Origin of the sequence: Hyunsoonleella pacifica (genome assembly GCF_004310335.1) — a bacterium.
GTDB classification, from domain to species: Bacteria; Bacteroidota; Bacteroidia; order Flavobacteriales; family Flavobacteriaceae; genus Jejuia; species Jejuia pacifica.
Map to the genome: position 1 here is coordinate 23088 of NZ_SIRS01000009.1, position 18319 is coordinate 41406.

Annotated in this window: 18 protein-coding genes; all 18 read right to left on the reverse strand. The window is 29.8% G+C overall.

Annotated elements, in window-relative coordinates; all coding sequences use genetic code 11:
* Positions 1 to 4: 4 nt before the first annotated feature.
* The 18 genes from EYD46_RS17450 to EYD46_RS17535 all read right to left on the reverse strand — a co-directional run bounded on the left by EYD46_RS17450 (position 5) and on the right by EYD46_RS17535 (position 18038).
* A complete protein-coding gene (locus EYD46_RS17450; protein ID WP_130938465.1) occupies positions 5 to 1651 on the reverse strand; it encodes a fibronectin type III domain-containing protein in 1647 nt (548 codons plus the stop codon).
* A 1-nt stretch (position 1652) separates the two neighbouring features.
* A complete protein-coding gene (locus tag EYD46_RS17455) occupies positions 1653 to 4424 on the reverse strand; it encodes a fibronectin type III domain-containing protein (protein ID WP_130938466.1) in 2772 nt (923 codons plus the stop codon).
* Between the two features lie 24 nt (positions 4425 to 4448).
* Positions 4449 to 5045, reverse strand: coding sequence for a hypothetical protein (locus EYD46_RS17460; RefSeq protein WP_229731266.1), 597 nt, complete (start codon positions 5043 to 5045; stop codon positions 4449 to 4451).
* A 90-nt stretch (positions 5046 to 5135) separates the two neighbouring features.
* A complete protein-coding gene (locus EYD46_RS17465) occupies positions 5136 to 5648 on the reverse strand; it encodes an OmpH family outer membrane protein (RefSeq protein ID WP_130938467.1) in 513 nt (170 codons plus the stop codon).
* Positions 5641 to 6135, reverse strand: coding sequence for a hypothetical protein (locus EYD46_RS17470; protein ID WP_130938468.1), 495 nt, complete (start codon positions 6133 to 6135; stop codon positions 5641 to 5643). The genes EYD46_RS17465 and EYD46_RS17470 overlap by 8 nt, the downstream gene beginning before the upstream one ends.
* 4 nt (positions 6136 to 6139) lie before the next feature.
* The gene (locus EYD46_RS17475) at positions 6140 to 7093 is read right to left on the reverse strand and encodes a hypothetical protein (RefSeq protein ID WP_130938469.1); all 954 of its coding nucleotides are present in this window, start codon (positions 7091 to 7093) and stop codon (positions 6140 to 6142) included.
* Positions 7077 to 7538: a hypothetical protein gene (locus tag EYD46_RS17480; protein ID WP_130938470.1), complete on the reverse strand. Its 462-nt coding sequence runs from the start codon at positions 7536 to 7538 to the stop codon at positions 7077 to 7079. Before EYD46_RS17480 ends, EYD46_RS17475 begins: the two co-directional genes overlap by 17 nt.
* A gap of 66 nt (positions 7539 to 7604) precedes the next feature.
* The gene (locus tag EYD46_RS17485) at positions 7605 to 8789 is read right to left on the reverse strand and encodes a hypothetical protein (protein WP_130938471.1); all 1185 of its coding nucleotides are present in this window, start codon (positions 8787 to 8789) and stop codon (positions 7605 to 7607) included.
* 6 nt (positions 8790 to 8795) lie between these two features.
* Complete coding sequence (locus EYD46_RS17490; protein WP_130938472.1) at positions 8796 to 10733, reverse strand: type II secretion system protein GspD; 1938 nt, start codon at positions 10731 to 10733, stop codon at positions 8796 to 8798.
* Between the two features lie 3 nt (positions 10734 to 10736).
* Positions 10737 to 12146: a GspE/PulE family protein gene (locus EYD46_RS17495; RefSeq protein ID WP_130938473.1), complete on the reverse strand. Its 1410-nt coding sequence runs from the start codon at positions 12144 to 12146 to the stop codon at positions 10737 to 10739.
* Positions 12147 to 12626, reverse strand: a complete 480-nt coding sequence (locus EYD46_RS17500) for a prepilin peptidase (protein ID WP_130938474.1) — start codon at positions 12624 to 12626, stop codon at positions 12147 to 12149. It abuts the gene before it with no gap.
* A gap of 1 nt (position 12627) precedes the next feature.
* A complete protein-coding gene (locus EYD46_RS17505) occupies positions 12628 to 13056 on the reverse strand; it encodes a type IV pilin protein (protein ID WP_130938475.1) in 429 nt (142 codons plus the stop codon).
* Between the two features lie 24 nt (positions 13057 to 13080).
* A complete protein-coding gene (locus tag EYD46_RS17510) occupies positions 13081 to 14202 on the reverse strand; it encodes a type II secretion system F family protein (RefSeq protein ID WP_130938476.1) in 1122 nt (373 codons plus the stop codon).
* Positions 14192 to 14677 carry a prepilin-type N-terminal cleavage/methylation domain-containing protein gene (locus EYD46_RS17515; protein WP_130938477.1) on the reverse strand — a complete coding sequence of 162 codons (486 nt, stop codon included), beginning with the start codon at positions 14675 to 14677 and terminating at the stop codon, positions 14192 to 14194. Before EYD46_RS17515 ends, EYD46_RS17510 begins: the two co-directional genes overlap by 11 nt.
* Positions 14667 to 15017 carry a hypothetical protein gene (locus EYD46_RS17520; protein WP_130938478.1) on the reverse strand — a complete coding sequence of 117 codons (351 nt, stop codon included), beginning with the start codon at positions 15015 to 15017 and terminating at the stop codon, positions 14667 to 14669. The genes EYD46_RS17515 and EYD46_RS17520 overlap by 11 nt, the downstream gene beginning before the upstream one ends.
* The gene (locus EYD46_RS17525; protein ID WP_130938479.1) at positions 14995 to 16257 is read right to left on the reverse strand and encodes a bactofilin family protein; all 1263 of its coding nucleotides are present in this window, start codon (positions 16255 to 16257) and stop codon (positions 14995 to 14997) included. The genes EYD46_RS17520 and EYD46_RS17525 overlap by 23 nt, the downstream gene beginning before the upstream one ends.
* Before the next feature lie 138 nt (positions 16258 to 16395).
* Positions 16396 to 17073: a response regulator gene (locus tag EYD46_RS17530; RefSeq protein ID WP_130938480.1), complete on the reverse strand. Its 678-nt coding sequence runs from the start codon at positions 17071 to 17073 to the stop codon at positions 16396 to 16398.
* Positions 17074 to 17321: 248 nt separating this feature from the next.
* Positions 17322 to 18038 carry a LytR/AlgR family response regulator transcription factor gene (locus tag EYD46_RS17535; RefSeq protein ID WP_130938481.1) on the reverse strand — a complete coding sequence of 239 codons (717 nt, stop codon included), beginning with the start codon at positions 18036 to 18038 and terminating at the stop codon, positions 17322 to 17324.
* Positions 18039 to 18319 lie beyond the last annotated feature (281 nt).

The following is an 18319-nucleotide window of genomic DNA, read 5'->3' on the forward strand; positions in this document are numbered from 1 at the left end:
TTGTTTAATTTTTTGTTTTCAACTTTAATAACTCAATTTGCTTTTGTTGTTCAATGATATAGAGTGTTAGTTCCTCTATTTTTTCAAGGAGTTTAGCATTCATTTCTCCTAATAGCACTCCATTTTTTTCAACTTCTTTTGCGGAATCTATGTTGGGTAAATGTCCATTTTCTTTAATATAAGCTTCCACTTCTAATAATGTGGGTAGTTTATAATCGTTAGTAAAAACATAATCGGGCCAATTGTTCAAGTCTACCTTAACTTCCTTACTATGTATTGTACCATTAACAGCTAATAATTCATCTGGCGTATTTGTGCCTATACCTACATTACCTTCGTTGTAATAAGCATCTTGACTATTTAGACTCCAAACACCTGAACCTCCTGTGTCTCCAGAAGAAAATGTTGTTATGGTTATGGTGTTACTTACTACACTTTCATTTCCAGCAGCATCTAAAGCTGTTACAGTAAAGTTATAAGAGGTGTTAGCAGTAAGCCCAGTAACTTGATAGGTTGTTACATTAGCTAACGTAGTTTCTAATACACCATCTTTATATATATTATATCCAGTTACTGCAACATCATCTGTAGCTCCGGACCAACTTAAATCTACTGTTGTATCTGTTTGCCCCGAGCTTGATAGAGTTGGAGCTGTTGGAATACCTGATGGCGTAAAACTAGTAATGGGTACAATAGAAATATTATCAATCTCTAAATAGTCACCTATTTCTGTATTATACAAGAAAAATTCTACTGTAAAATCTGTACCATTAAATCTCTCTAACAAAACAGTATAGTCTTCTAATTGATCGCTAAAATTTATATAACCTCCTCCAAAAGACAAATATGAGTCATCACTATTTCTAGCTCTTACTAAACGCACATCGGCGCCAGTACTTTCTATACCAGTAAATTTTAATATATGAGGATCTGTAGAACTGGCTGGCATATTAAATATTAACCTACCTGTATCTAAAGTATTTACAGTAGCTCTAATTTTAAATGTCCCATCTCCATTGCTTTCTGATGTTATATCTGTATTTGCACCTGTACAACTTCCTATGGTATTTGAATCATTATTTAAATTTGCAGCATTTGCTTCAATAAATATATCATTACCAAATTCAAGATTTTGTTGATTAATAGGTATCACAGAAATATTATCTATTTCAAGATAATGACCTATTTGAGGGCTATATAAGAAAAATTCTATTGTAAAATCTGTACCATCCAAACCATCTATTAATACATTGTATTCTCTTAACGTATCATTAAAATTTGTATAACCGCTACCACCAATAGATAAATAAGAACCATTACTATTTCGCCCTGTTACCAACCTAACATCTGCTCCAGTACTCTCAATACCAGCAAACTTTATTATATGTGGTTCTGTCGAACTAGCTGGGAAATTAAATATTAAACGTCCAGTATCAGTAGTGTTTGCCGTTGCTTTTAATTTGTAGGTGCCATCTCCATTACTCTCTGAAGTTATATCTGTATTAACTCCAGTACAGGAACCTATTGAATTTGAATCGTTATTAGCATTTGCAGCATTAGCCTCTATAAAAATGCTATTTGTTTGTTGTCCAAATATATTACCAGAAATGAATACTATTAAAACGTAAAAACATATTTTTTTTAATTCCATTTTACTCTGTTTTAAGTTTTTCTAAAATTTTATCAATCGCATTCTTTTGCAACTCTATTTGTTTTTGTTGTTGCAAAATGTATAAAGTGAGTTCCTCTATTTTTTCAAGGAGTTTAGCATTCATTTGTCCGATGAGAATTCCATTTTCTTCAACTTCTTTTGCGGAATCTATGTTGGGTAAATGTCCATTTTCTTTAATATAAGCTTCCACTTCTAATAATGTGGGTAGTGTATAATCGTTAGTAAAAACATAATCGGGCCAATTGTTCAAGTCCACCTTTACTTCCTTACTATGTATTGTACCATTAACAGCTAATAATTCATCTGGCGTATTTGTGCCTATACCTACATTCCCTTCGTTGTAATAAGCATCTTGACTATTTAGACTCCAAACACCTGAACCTCCTGTGTCTCCAGAAGAAAATGTTGTTATGGTTATGGTGTTACTTACTACACTTTCATTTCCAGCAGCATCCAAAGCAGTAACCGTAAAATTGTAAGATGTACTAGCTGTAAGCTCAGTAACTTGATAGGTTGTAACATTACCTAAGGTAGTTTCTAATACACCATCTTTATATACATTATATCCTGTTATACCTACATCATCTGTAGCTCCGGACCAACTTAAGTCTATTGTTGTGGCCGTTTGTGAGGTACTTGATAATGTTGGAGGTGTTGGTGTTTCTGTACTAGCTATGGTGCCATAAACAAGAACTTCAGCTAACACTAACTGGGCATTATCAACTTTATCCAATTGAGATATCAATATATATCTTCCTGTAGCATTAAAGTTTACTTCTTGTACATCGTATGTTTCAACAAGTGTATTTCCTACTTGGATGTAATCAGCAGGGTTTGATGAATCTATATTACCTACATATACCTTGGTTCCTCCAATGGCAGTAATACAACAGTCGGTACGATTGTAAATATCTATACGGCTTAAGTTATATTCCTCGCCTAAGTCTAAACGCCACCAGGATTCACTTGAACTACCAGTGGCAGCTATAGTTGTATCTGCATACCAATTGCCATTTATATTACCATCTATTGCCAATGAAGCATACGAACTGCTATTATAATCGTTTCTTTGAGTTGCAGTAGCTCCTGACAAATCAATTAACAGAGGATTGTCTGTTATATTTGTCCTAATGTTTAATATGTTACTAGCTACACTTTGATTACCAGCTGTATCTAAAGTCGTAACAGAAAAACTGTAAACAGTATAGGCTGCGAGCCCAGTAACTTGATAGGTTGTTACATTAGCTAACGTAGTTTCTAATACACCATCTTTATATATATTATATCCAGTTACTGCAACATCATCTGTAGCTCCGGACCAACTTAAGTCTATTGTTGTGGCCGTTTGTGAGGTACTTGATAATGTTGGAGGTGTTGGTATTTCTGTACTAGCTATGGTCCCATAAACAAGAACTTCAGCTAACACTAACTGGGCATTATCAACTTTATCCAATTGAGATATCAATATATATCTTCCTGTAGCATTAAAGTTTACTTCTTGTACATCGTATGTTTCAACAAGTGTATTTCCTACTTGGATGTAATCAGCAGGGTTTGATGAATCTATATTACCTACATATACCTTGGTTCCTCCAATGGCAGTAATACAACAGTCGGTACGATTGTAAATATCTATACGGCTTAAGTTATATTCCTCGCCTAAGTCTAAACGCCACCAGGATTCACTTGAACTACCAGTGGCAGCTATAGTTGTATCTGCATACCAATTGCCATTGATATTACCATCTATTGCCAATGAAGCATACGAACTGCTATTATAATCATTTCTTTGAGTTGCAGTAGCTCCTGACAAATCAATTAACAGAGGATCGTCTGTTATATTTGTCCTAATGTTTAATATGTTACTAGCTACACTTTCATTTCCAGCAGCATCTAAAGCTGTTACAGTAAAGTTATAAGATGTACTAGCTGTAAGCCCAATAATCTGATAGGTTGTAACATTACCTAAGGTAGTTTCTAATACACCATCTTTATATATATTATATCCAGTTACAGCTACATCATCTGTAGCTCCGAACCAACTCAAATCTACTGTTGTAGCTGTTTGACCAGAGCTTGATAGAGTTGGAGCTGTTGGAGGTTGTGAATCTAAAGGAGTAGTTTCTACCATTTTAATAGCTCCTATGTAATAGAAACCAGAGCTATTAGTATTATTTGGGCCTTTACTAACCGTAATAGTAATACTACCAGCATTTGGCTGTACATCAGTTAACAGCACTGTATTCGTATGATTGTTTGAAGCATCTAATAATCCAGAGACCGTATTTACTCCTGCAATAGTATATAGTGCCTCTCTATTATCTGAAACACTTGTTCTAGATGCTACGACTTCAAATGAATACAGTTTTGTATTGTCTAATCCAGATATTTCAAAAGCTCCAGTAGGTTCGTTCTCATTTGAAAACACAACATCATTGCCAAAAAAATTATCCCTAAGAGCGGCATTATCAAATGATGTTGCATTTCCCGTTGGAGAATTAGTCCCCGAGCCATTAGTAAACGAATGAAACCTATCTGTAGTTTGGTATGTGAAATTTGTTGACGCTCCAGTATCATTAACAAGTGATATTGTAGTTGTAGTATCCCCAGGGTATACTATAGTATTATAACTTGAAGATGGGTTATAATCTACACGAACATCACCAAAATCAATTAAAACAGTTTGTTGCGAATGTATAAATGTTGATATAAAGCAGATTAACAAAACCTGAATTGCTGATATTTTTTTCATTGATATATTCAATTAAAATTTATACTAAACTTTTAATGCGGTATCATTAAAATCAAATTTTATTATACCATTACCTAATAAATGGTCTTGATAGATAAGTTTAATATTATCCGTAGGTTTTATATTATTGAAATAGAGTAATACTCTTTTAAAAGGAGCTATTTTAAAATTTCGTTCAAAGTTTACTCCAGAACATTGTATCGTGTCGTTTGAAGAAGTTACTACAGTAAAATCTTTTTCTATAGTAAACGCCATGTATTTTACAGCATCCTCATAAGATCGTTTTGTATATTCCTGTAGTAGTATATCTGTTTCATTAGCATGTTGAAATTCTATTTCCACAATACGCTCTCTTTTACTTAATTGATAAAGAGAATCTACTTTTTGGTAATTTTCTGGATTGTTTTTTAAGATATAATATTGAAGTGGCACTTCTGTAGCCGTATAATTAATATCGCCTACAAACTGAGTTATGGATTGCGATTTCCATTCATGCTGATTTAGGTTAAATGATTTATGACCTAATTGTGTGGCTTTTTCTGTAGTATTACCACAAGATATAAATAAATAGAAAGTTGCTATTACAGCTAAAAGATTGGTTTTGTTACTATTTGAAATCACAAAAACTAGTGTTAAAATACTTTTTAAAAGTATTAAAAGGCACTAGTTTTTATGTAAGGTTTAGCCATGACATCTGTAAGGTAAAGCCCGCTATTTTCCTTCGTATTTTTTATTGGAGAATTCTAGTATTTCATTAGTAATATTTATAGATGTTTTAGCGTACATCACATTACCACTACCATTTGTCCCTAAAACAATATTATAACCATTTTGCGTGGCAAATATTTCAATATACTCGTTGAGTCTTTTCCATACATTTGTATTTAAATTACGACTATAAATATCTTTTAATTCTTGAAGTTGTTTACTTTTTGTAGCAATTTGTTGTTGTAACTGTTTTGTATATACTTGATTTTTTTCTTTGTTAGATTTGGCATTGTAAATAGTATATAAACTATCTAAAATTCGGGTTTGCTTTTTAATTTTAGGTTCTTCTAAAGCCTTAATATCTTTTACCATATTAAATCCATTAAAGAGCTGGATATTATCAATGTAAACTAGTTTGTTATGCTGTTTAGGTTTAATATAATTAACTATTAGTATACTAATTACAGCTAGTAATAGTATAAAGTTTAAAACTGGAAGTCTTTTAGTATTAATCATGAATTTTTGTTATGTATTTTGTGTTATTTTGATATGATACTTGTAGTGAATCATTATGTGCTTTAATTAAAGTAATACCGTTAATTATTTCTTTCTCTCTCTTTCTGTATAAAGTATTATCTAGGGTTAATAAAATAAGTCTGGTATTTTGATTATTGCTTTTCACAAAACCATGATACTTTATTTTTGGCCATTTTAAATTAGTCTTGGTTTTGGGTTTTACTTTTACTGATGATTGATGTGCTTTTTTACTTTTACTGTTTGTTTTTTTACTTTTTTTGGCTGTTTTAAAAGGATTTGTATTTATGAGTTGTAACATAAATGTATCTTTAGAAAAAGTAGCTTTTGGAGAGTAGGCAAAGTGTTTTGGAGTATTGTTTATGGTATTTTCAATTACACTTGGTTTTCCAAAGTATTTATACAAAACAGCTCCCCATATTACAAGAAGTAAGCCTAGTAAAATAATATTTAAATGTTTTTTGTTCATGTAATTATTCAACAATAATTGATCTTACAATACTATAATCACTTTTATTTGAAGCTGCGTCTATCGCAATCACTCTCCAATAATAGGTGTTAGGAGTGGTAAACTCATATTGTAATGAGTTGTTCACTGTGTTTGCGTTATGCACTATATTATTAAAATCACTGTCGGCTGCAATTTCTAAAGTGTTTGTAATCTCAGACTTTAAATCTCCTGTATCTGTACCATTTGTCCAATTAAATGTTACCATTGAAGGGGAAATCGTGTTTTCGTTAGCAGGTTCTGAAAGCCCTGGTTGATTTGGAGCTGTGGTGTCCAAAAAGAGTGATCTTTCTGAAAACTCACTTTCAGATGTTGTATTAACAGCCTTTAGTTTCCATATATATTCTGCATCTTCATTTATTACTGAAGCTTCTATGGTAATAGAATTAGACATAATATTAGCTTCTTGAAATACTGTTTGTTCTCCTGCTGTTGTTTTTTTTATTAGCTGAAAGTTATAGCTCTCTGCAGCATTTATTGTATTCCAATTAAAAATAGTAACTGGTATATTGGTATATAGATTTTCTGAAGGAGATTGTAATGCTACAAACTGCCCTGATAAGTCATTAGTTTCTTTTACTGAAAAATTTATAGGAAAGGTGTATGCAGATTGATATGCAAAATTTTCCCCTCTTACTCGCCATTGATAGTCTCCTGTATTTAAAGTATACTTTAGTTCTGTGCTTGGAACTAAAGTGTCTATGGTATTTAATTGATCTATAGTTGTTATTTGTACTCTATATTCGTCTGCACCATCTAAACTTTGCCATGAAAAACGCACTGTATTCCCATCAAAGGAGGTGTTTGCAACAGGGTATATTATTTGAACTGTATCATTTGTAATATCCTCTTCCAAAATATCATCGCAAGAGCAAATTATTGCTAAGAATAGTAATAAACATTTACTTAATGTTTTCATAGTTTTGTAAAATTATTTTTAGAAAAAGTTTTTTAGAATTGGTTCTATAATTTTTTTTTGAAAAAAAACGCGCACTCGCTACTCTAGAATCTTTAAACCTCTTTTCTATATTATATAATCCAAATATTAAATCTTTATAATTTCCTTCTAAAACAATTTGATTTGAATAGATTAAAAAATCATTATCAGAAAATAAGTGGACATCTTCTATTGTAACAATATCTATGGTTTGCTCATTTTGGGAAATAAAATCTAGCAGATTTTGTTGTACTAATTGTGGGTTGGAGGTTTGTCCGCCAATAATTTTATTTAGATAGCTTATTTCATCTTTTATATACGCCAAACTAAATAGTAAATTTTCATTATTAGACAAATTCTTCTCTACAGTATTCAATTCTCTTTTTGCATGTAATGTATGCTTAAATGTTTTTTTATAGGATGCCATAAAAAGTATTACAAAACCTATTATAACAGCAAAGAATTTTTGTTTGTATGTTAGATTTTTAAACACTTATATTTTTATTGTTATAGAGAATTTGTTTTCTCTTGCGGTTTCTTGAGAGTAATCCTCAATCTCAATTTTTTTAATCCATTTTAAACTTTCAATACTTTTTATCCATTGATTAAACATTTTATCATCTTCAGATTCTCCAGATATACTAATGGTATTAATATCAAAATTTATTTTTTCCATAGGCTTTATCTTTTTATAGTATGGCATTACATGTATTGCCTTTATACTTAAGCTTGGAGGTACTGTATTCCCTATATCTGCTATGTATTTTGTAATAAAGCTCTTGTTACTTATACCACTAGATTGAAGTATTTTTTCTTTAACTATTTTTTCTTCTTTCAAAGTGTTAAGCTTCTCAATGTTTTGTTGAGATACGATGCTCAATGATTTCTTTTCTGCTAATGTGTTACTATAAACATCTAATAACTGATGGCTTACAAGAAGTGCTACCAAAAAAAAGATTAATGTAAAAACACCTGCTATTTTAAACCATTTTTTAAATTTTAATTCAGATCTGTTTTTATCTAAGAAGCTAGTGTCGAATTCAATAGAAGTATTAGGGAATTTACACCCAAAAAAGGAGGCCAATAAGGCTAATTCTTTTTCATTAAAAACATCTCCATTTATATTAAATTGCTTATTGCTTTCTTCTTTATTATCAAAAGATAGGATATTCTTATTTTCTATTTTTACCGTATGGTTTGAGGATGATAATTCACTATAATTTTTAGCAATTGGTAGTAAATTGGCCATCACAAAAGGTCCAAGAGAAAGATGTGTAACATACTTGTGTTTTGCACTTAATTTCTCTAGTAACTCATCAACATTGCTTTTTCTTGTGACAGATATGTATATCGTTTCGTTTTGATGATATTCATAAAAATAAAAATCGTCTTGATTAGCTTTAAAGATTAAGTTTTTTCTATATCCCGTTTTGTTTTCAACTGCTTTATTAATGATACTATCTCCTTCAATGTGCAAAATTATTGGATAGTCTTTATTAAGTTTAGATATAAAAGATTCATCATTAAAATCTAAAGGACAACTATTTACTAATTTTAGGTTATCATCTTTAAATGAAAGCTCAATAAGATGGCAATTTAGCGTATGGGCTTTTAAGGTTATTCCTATTACATAATACCCTTTAGTATAGTTTAGTATAGATTTTATTTTATCAATCATTATAACTTAATAGGTGACCGTTGGTTTAATAAAGATGTGTAATTTAGATTTCTCTTTGCGCTTTGTTCTTCCGCTAAATAGCCATTTTATAATAGGTATTCTAGACATTAAAGGGGTACCGGTCCCAGAATTTTCATTTTCTAATTCATCTAAACCACCAAGCAAAACCATCTCATTATTCCTTACTCTAACTAAAGATTCAAACTTTTGAGTAGATTTTCCTGGAGGTGCATTTTCTCCAGCTCTACCTAAGAATGAACTTTTTTCTACACTTATAGTTAGTGTTACATTTTCATCTTTTGAGACGAAGGGTTTTATACTAATACTTAAATTTGCTTCAGTAGATTTCCAAGTTCCCGACTGTAGAATATTGTTGTTAATTCCAGAATTAATTAATCTATTATTTTGTTCAAAATAGTAATTAGTTTCGCCTATAGAGGATGTGGCGTCATGTCCGTTTAGAGTAACCAGCTTGGGTGTTGATGATAGTTTGATTAACGAGTTGTTTTCTAGAGCTTTTAAGTTTAAATAGAACTTTTCAGAAACTTTACCTAAATTAATGATACCCAAACCATTAAAAGCATCAATTAAGCCATTAACTGATGTTGCGTTAAGCGCTACATCACTTGAGGGAAATAATACACCAGAGGTTGTACCTCCAGCTTCATTATTAAGACCAGCTTGTAAACCTGTTTGTATTTCATAAGATTTTTGATATTGTACTATGATTACTTCTATTTGTATCACAGGTACTACCAAGTCAATTTCATAAATATAATCTTTGAATTCTTGAATATGAATTTTAGATCCAGAAACTACAAATCCGTTTAGCTCAATAAACTCTTTCACTTCAAGCCCTTGAGTTAAATTAGATGGTAACGTTGCTAAAACAGTTTCAATGGTTCTATTCTCTAATTGTATAAGCTCTGTTGTTCGTAAACCTTGTGTTGCATGTTCTCCAATTAAATATAACTCGCCAGTTTTTTTATATGTATAATTCTCGCCAGTAAATAGGTGGTCTAGTAAATTATCAAATGTAATGCCTTTAGCCATTAATGTTGTACTAACATCAGCTGGGGTGTTATACATGAAATAGTTAATATTTAATTTTTCTGCAACGTCAATAATTATGGTTGCTGCATCAGCATCAAAAGCTTTAATATCCAGAAACCCTTGCGCATCTACTTCAATCTCGTAACTTCCTGATTCATTACTTGGAAGTGTATTGTTTTTAGAGATTCCGCTTCGTCTACTTCTGCTTCTACTGGTTTGCGTTGTTGGTTTTGTAGCTTCTTTAGGAATGTTGTCTTTTTCTAAATAGTAATTATCATTTTCATCAACAGTAAGTACCAAACTATTAGATTTTGCCATCATATCCAACACCTGATCAAAAGGTCTATTTAGAATATATGCTGATACTTTTTCTGCTTTAACATCTGGTGCTAATACTACATTCTTTTTAGAAATATCTGTAATAGCTTGTGCTACTCTAGGTAAAGAATCATTTTTTAATTTAACAGATAAAAAATTATTGTTTTCGTTATAGCTAACGTCTATCTTCTTTAAAGGTTTAGGTTGGATTTTAATAACCTCTTTTTCCTTTTTATTAAATACTAGAATATTGTTGATAACCTTTACATCAAGATCATGCTTTTGGATTAAAAAAAGAAAAACATCTTTAATATTAACATCGTAAAAATTACTGGTAACTAATTGATTTAAATTGGAGTCTACACTTACATTTAATTCATGTTCTTCTGCTATGGCATTTATAAAATCATAGAGGGTTAAACCAGACAAATCTATCCTAACATTATCATTTAACCCTTCCTTTATTTTAGCTAGTTCATCAAGCTTTTTAGTAAACACATCTACTGGTTTTTGTGAAAACCCTATGCTAAATAAGCAACAAAAGAAAAAAGTATATAAAAATTTATTTAACATAGTTTAAGAGTTAATGAGTATAGGGTAGATTTCATCCAAGGATGTAGTTCCTTTAGATAATAGGCTAAATGCTTTATCAGATAATTTTTTACCTTTTATAATATCTAGTTGTTGTAATGTGTTATTTTTTATAGCGTTTGCGACCTTATGTGTTATAGGTAATATTTCATAAATAGCGGTACGTCCTTTATAACCGGTATGATAACATTCATTGCACCCCACAGCAGTATAATATTTCTCAATGGGATATTCTGGCTTAAATAATTTGGGTAAATCTTTTTCATTAAAAGGGGCTTCTTTTTTACAATTATCACATAACACTCTTAACAGGCGTTGTGCCACCGAGATATTAATAGTTTCAGCAATTAGAAAAGGAGGGATATCCATATCTACTAATCTAGAAATAGTCCCTACAGCAGAGTTAGTATGTATAGTTGATAGTACTAAATGCCCAGTTAGTGATGCGCGAATAGCCATTTGGGCTGTTTTAGCATCTCTAATTTCTCCAAGCATTATAATGTCGGGATCTTGTCTTAAAAATGAACGTAGTGCCGATGTAAAAGTGAGGCCTATATTTTCTTTTAGCTGTACTTGATTTATACCTTTTAGTGTATATTCTATAGGGTCTTCAACAGTAACTATGTTTCGCTTTATATCATTAAGATGTTTAAGAGTAGCATAAAGAGTAGTTGTTTTTCCAGAGCCTGTTGGTCCGCTAATAAGTACAATACCATTGGTTTTTTTTACAGCCTCTAAATACTCTTTAACATCTCCTTCCTCTAGTCCAAGTTTATCTATGTTTAAGTGAGATGCATCTCTCCCTAATATACGCATTACTACCTTTTCGCCGTGATGTGTTGGTAAAATAGAAACACGAATATCAAAATCATCATATTCAATTCTACCATCTTGAGGTAACCTTTTTTCAGTGATATCAAGATTAGACTTAATTTTAATTTGATTGATTAACTCTAAATAATTATCTTTTTTAATGTGATTTTTTTCAATGAGATGTCCGTCAACTCTAAGTCTTACCCGTACATCTTCTTCATATATTTCTATATGTATATCACTAGCATTTATATTTTTTGCTTCAAAAATTAAGTCTTCTAAGAAATCGTTGCCATAAGATACCAATTTAGGCTTTTCATCATTTTTTCTATAATAAACTGAAAGTGCTCTTTGTATTACTGAAGAATCTGTATCTTCAAGAATAATAGCCTTATTAAAAATGAGTTTTAATTCCTCTTTAATTGTTTCTTTTTCAGATAATTTAAGTGCATCAAAATAAAAAACGTTGGTATCGTTAGTGATGTCTTTGGGTATTATTGAAAAATGATTAGCCATGTCTGAATCTATGGCCTGTTGTAAATCAATACTTAAACTTATATGTTTAATATTATCTATATTCATTTACAATGTTATATTAACTTCAAGGATATTATCTGCTATAATGGTTATAGCAAGAAACAATGATAAATAACCTGCTAAAGGAATAGTTTTCGTTTTTCTAAATAGGTGTAGCGCACAATGGACTAGTAATGAAAACAGTAAACCTATTATGAAAAAAAGTATAAAAGGCTTTAAATTAAACAATGGGGTTATTGCTATAAAAAATGCTATATCTCCCATGCCTATAAAAGAATCAATAGGATTTACTAAAGTTTTATATTTTAAAGAGAAGTATAAGGTTATACCCAAAATGTTTATTGCTATAAAGCACAAATTATATAGTGCTTGATAGAGGCTATAGTTATTGGAAATAAGATTAATTGCTATGGAAACCAATAATACCCCTAATGGTAAAATCGCATGTATAGTCCTTCTCATCATATCCTGATACAGAATGATAGCCAAAACACTAATTAGTAATATGTTTAGTGTAATAAACATTTTAGTCTTTAACTATTTCTTTTAAAATTCTATCCTGATTAATTTCCCATGTATTGTAAATACCATCACCATCAAAATCTTGTAAAGCAGTTGCTGTAGCTTTAAAAGTATTTAGTGATGCTTCTGTAACTTCTATTTTGTAAACAGCTTGTCCGCCTTTGTCTATGGTAAGTGCTTCTTCAAAACCTAATTCATCAAAATCTGCAGTATATTTAGAATGGCGGTAAAAATGACTCTTTTCTAAACCATGAATCATACTTAACATATTTTGTGCTTCAATAGATTTTGCACTGGTAACCACAGATGTTTGATTAGGAACAACCAGATAAATAAGAATTCCAATAATGCATAACACTATCAAAATCTCTGACATAGAGTATGCCTTTAAATGCAGCTGCTTTTTGTTTAAACGTAATCTATTTTTTTTCATTTCTTAATGATTTAATTTTTATATCTAACTTTCAATAACCTTACTTAAATTAAAAATAGGAGAATACATAGCTATCATAATAAAACCTACAATACCGCCAATTACTACAATCATTAAAGGTTCTAAAATGGTACCTATCATTTTTGTAGCATGATCTACCTCTTCATTATATTGGTTTGCTAAACCATCGTACATAGTATCTAATTCATTTATCTCTTCTCCAATGGAGGTAAGCGAAATAATTTTAGGCGTAAAAAATGAACTTTGTTTAAGACTTTCAGATAATGACTCACCTTTCATTACATCTTTTTTAGCTTTAGAAATAGCCGATTTTAATGGATAAAAAGAAATCATTTTTTCGGTAAGTTCAAGTGATGTTATTAGTGGGGTTTTGGCTGATAATAGAAGACTAAATGATTGACAAAATCTAGCCAAATAGATTTTTCTGATTAAATTCCCAAAATAAGGGAGTTTTAAAACTATTTTAGATTTGATGTCTTGATATTTAGTGTTTGCTTTTAATAGCTTATGGCTTGTATAAAACACCAAACAAATGCCCAAGACAACAAATAAGATTGTATTAAAATTATTAGATATACTAACCACAAATTGTGTGATTTCAGGAAGGTCTTTGCCAAATTGTTGAAACACCGAAGCAAACATAGGCACAACAAAATTTAACATAAAGTAAAGCACAGCAAACGTTATAAATAAAACGAAAACAGGATAAGCTAGTACAGAAACTACTTGACGTTTCATCTTAATTTTTCTTGAAAAGAACTTTTGTAACTGATCAAAAATTTCAGATAATCGTCTAGTATCTTCTCCTATTTTTATACTGTAATATTCATAAGATGAAAAATATTTATAATTTTTAATGGCTTCATTTAAAGACTTACCTTTAACTACATCAGCATTAATTTTTTTATAAATTGATTTAACAAATTTTGACTTTTGTTGATTTGTTAAAATAAGTAGTGCTTTATTAAAATCTACTCCAGATTTAATTAGGGTAGAAAACTCTCTATAAAAATCTTCTTTTTGTTTATCAGTAAACCTTTTTAAAAGAGGCATAGATACATTAGTATCAAATTTTAATGTATCCTTTTTTTTAGACTTGTTATATGTTACTGCATCAATCTTCACTAAAAAAACGGGTGTTTATTAATTCTGAATTATCTTTCTTTAAAAAATAATTAGCGTTAATAGTATCATTAAGAATATTTAATGCTAATTGAAGCGTGGTATTGGTATTGTGTTTTTCATTACTTTCCAAAACACCAAAATCTATAACTTCTATATTAAAAGTATCCACCTTTGTTTGGTTTTGTCTTAAAATATGCTGCTTATGTATGCTATAGTATATTGTATTAGTATTATAGTTTTCCAATAATAGTTCATTGTCAGAACAACTAAAGTCTGTAGATGTTTCAATATCCATAAGTAAAGTAGAATTAAACAAATTGTATTCTAGTACTTCAAAGTTTTCTTTTTTAAAACCTGAAAGTTGCCTTTCAGTTAAATTAAACAGTGCATAAGTTACAGTTATAATAATACTCATTAGCATAAGGCTTATTAAGGCTTCTAAAATTGTAAATCCCTTAAGTTTTTTATTCTTCATAAGGGATAATTTTATTAATTAAAGTGGTATTACCTCCTGTTTTAAATGTAAAAGTTAAAGTAGCTGTTTGCTCAACTTGGTTTATCTCCACATTTTTATTTATTGCATATCCGTTAAAATTGTAAGTATTACCGGTATAATCTTTTTGAGTAATAGCCTGTTCTATTAATAAACTAATGTTATGCTTAGCATTAAAATAATGAATCGACTTGTTTTGTTGTATTACATTTAAATAAATGATAAAAGCCACAAGAGCGCATACTGAAATTATGGAAATAGCAATTACAGATTCCATTACAGATGACGCTTTTAGTACCTTAAAATTTTTTAATGACTGCATATCTTCTTTTGTCTGTATTACTATTAAATAAGGGAATATCAATGAAATTTTCAGGTAGACTATCTCTATTTATCACACCATTTAAAACAACATTCTCATAAGTTGATGTTTCTGTTTTTAAGTAAAATTTATCTGTATAAACACTACCTATTACGCTTCCTTTTAGCTCAGTACTACCAAAACAATATATAGTACCTATTACAGTAGCGTTTTCTTCTATATGTAAATAGTGATCTGTAGAACCTCTAAAAGTATTACCATCAATTACAATGCCTCCGGCTATAGTAGAATTTTTGCCTAATCGTACTGTGGCTTTAGCATCATTTTTAATATAAATACTAGAAGGATATTGCAACTGTACGTTTTCATCTATTTTAACACTATCTCTAGCTATAATTTGAATGTTTCCTCTAAACCCATTAGTAATATGCACAAAAGGAGCAGAAATAATTACATCTTCTAAATGTGCTGTATTAGAGATTGTAATCTTATGTTTTGCTGATAAAATAACATTGCCTTTACAGGTAATATTATTAAAAGCTATATTTTCGGCAGATCCTATAACTTTTGTTGGCGCATCAAAACCATTAACAACAATAGCATTTTTATCAAAATGCTGTAGTGAAATAGGCTGTAACTGAGACACATCAACAATAATGTTTTTTTCTATTTTAGGAAGTTTATCAAGAGACTTAAGCTGTTTGCCTTTAAGCTTTATATTATTACCCTTTTGTCCATTAATATATGCTGTTTCAGTTTTAGCATTAGGTACCTTTATCTGTCCTAATATTTTTGTGTTACCAGATAATTTTAATGGTTTATCATAATCTGTTACATATAGTGCTAATTTATTTTGCGAATAGTCTTTTTCTCCCACTAAAGCTATTTTAGAAACTGTATCATTTCTAAAGCCTGTTTTACAAACTATAATGTTATAAAAGCCCCAATGCTTTTTCTGAATATGAGATGGGAGGTTATCATCAAATACATCAATTATTACACCTTCATCATGCTGTAATGTGGTCACTGCATGCAATACAGAATTAAAAGCAGAATCGTTTTTTGATATTAAATCTTCTTGAGCATATAGTTTGTCATTTAATAAATTTTGGTAATGAGACAATAAAACTATACAACCACAAAATACCGAAATGATAATACAAATAAAGATGGCATTCACTAAAGACGATGCCTTAAGGTGCTGATTATTAGAAATATTATATGTATAGATATTACGCAATAGTATAAATTATTGTTCGCTAAAAAACATGTGGATTATAATTAAAAACTTATTATTAAACGTACAAAGATTGTCATCTTACCAACTAGGGTAGAGACTTATAAAAATTAAGGAGATACCTTATTAATACGTAAAAGCTTATATGAAACCTCGCTCTCTAGCAGAGAGTAATAAATCTCTATCGCCTTTACTATGCACATTAAAAATGTCTTTTAATATGCGTTTTCTACGTTCTAAGGCAGCTATAGATAGAGGTAAAATTTGAGGGAGTTCATTCATTTTTGTACCATTTGCTAACTCATAAAGCATTTTACGGTCTATATTATCTACAACGAAATCGTTAGTAGATTGTTTTCTAAAAAGTTTCATTACGGTATGGCTGTAGAAAGGAGGCTCAACTATAACTTTCTCTATAGCTTCATATAATAGTGGAGTAGTTAAATCTCGTTTTACCAAAAGACCATCAGGATCAAGATTCTGTAAAATACTATATATTCTGTAAGCATCATCATAAGAAGTAGAAACAACAACCTTAGTTTTTTTAAATTTATTCTTTATTTTAATTCCTAAGTCTTCTCCACATAAAATATGCCCTCTTTTAGATTTGGGTATCCTCATATCTAAGAAAATAAGATCAAATCCATCATCCTTTCCTACTTTATTAAGCTTCAACATGGCTTGATCGCAATTAACAGCAGATTGAATATCAAATGATAATGTCTCGTTTTTTGATGCTACATTTAATAGAGTACGTTCATAAACGTTAATAATTAAAGGTTCATCCTCGATAATTAAAACTTTAATAGTTCTCTTCATGTTATAGTTATGTTTTTATGGTTTGCTGTAGATTAAAAACGATAGATTTGGGAAGAAATTTCATTTTTACCTATAAGTAAAATATTTTTATATATTCATATATTTCATTTTTATGTTAACGTTTATTCTTACCTAAAGTAAAGGTATTAAACTAATTGAGATTTACCAATACATTACTATTGGGTTAAGTGAATACTACAGTTTTGTGGGTAAAGCACCCTTTTTGAGAAGTGAAATTACATTTGTAGCTAAGCAGAAGCGATTGGAGATAAATAATTAATCATACATTCCACATTGTTTTTGTAGGTTTTAGTAAAAGGGACATTATGTTTATGCTTTTTTAATGAGCATTTAGAGTTTCCATAATTAACTCTAGAAACATAATTGGAGTTTAGTATGTAACTTTTGTGCACTCTTAAAAAGTTATTAGGTAAGATAGATTCAAATGTTTTTAATGTTTTAAAAGCATTAATAACACTACCATCATTCATGTGAAAGTCTGTAGTATTGTTGTCTGCTCTTAAAAATAAAATTTCATCAACATTTAAATATTTATAATCTTTATAAGATTTTAAGCAAATAGTTTTATGTGCTTTAGTTGGGCGTTTTTTTTTATACTTAATCACTGCTTTTCTTGTATCCAAACCATTAATTGGGTTTAGTAAATAATCAAAGAATCCAATCTTAATAGCATCGTACGTTTTTTCTTTTGAAGCAGAAATTGCGATAAACTCCGTATCAGTTTTTAAATACTGTTTTAGCTCATTTACTAATCTAAAAGGGGCGTCTTTAATTACATCTATATTAATAAAAATTAAATCTGGCATTTCTCGCAATACCACATCCATAGATTGCTCGTAATTATGCGAATGCCCAATGCAATTAAATTCAGGAAAGTCATCTAGTATTCCTGTGATTTTATTAATTATTTTAAGATCCTTTTCAATTAATAAATAATTTGTCAAAACTGTATACGATTTAAAAAAACTAATTTATCAATGCTCAAGAAATTATAAATAAGGTTTTGCCTTAAATATGTTAAGGCTTATCAATTAATTCAATTAAGCTAAAAATTATCGTTAAACAGAAGCTAATTTTTTATACATTTAAACTGTGTTTTTTTGACGATTTTAAGTACTAAAAAATAGCTTAAAATTACATTTTTTGGCAATTTTTAGTTTTTAAAAAAACCAATACGTTCTTACTATTACTGATGTTGCAGCGATTTTGATTACTATCCCTTTGG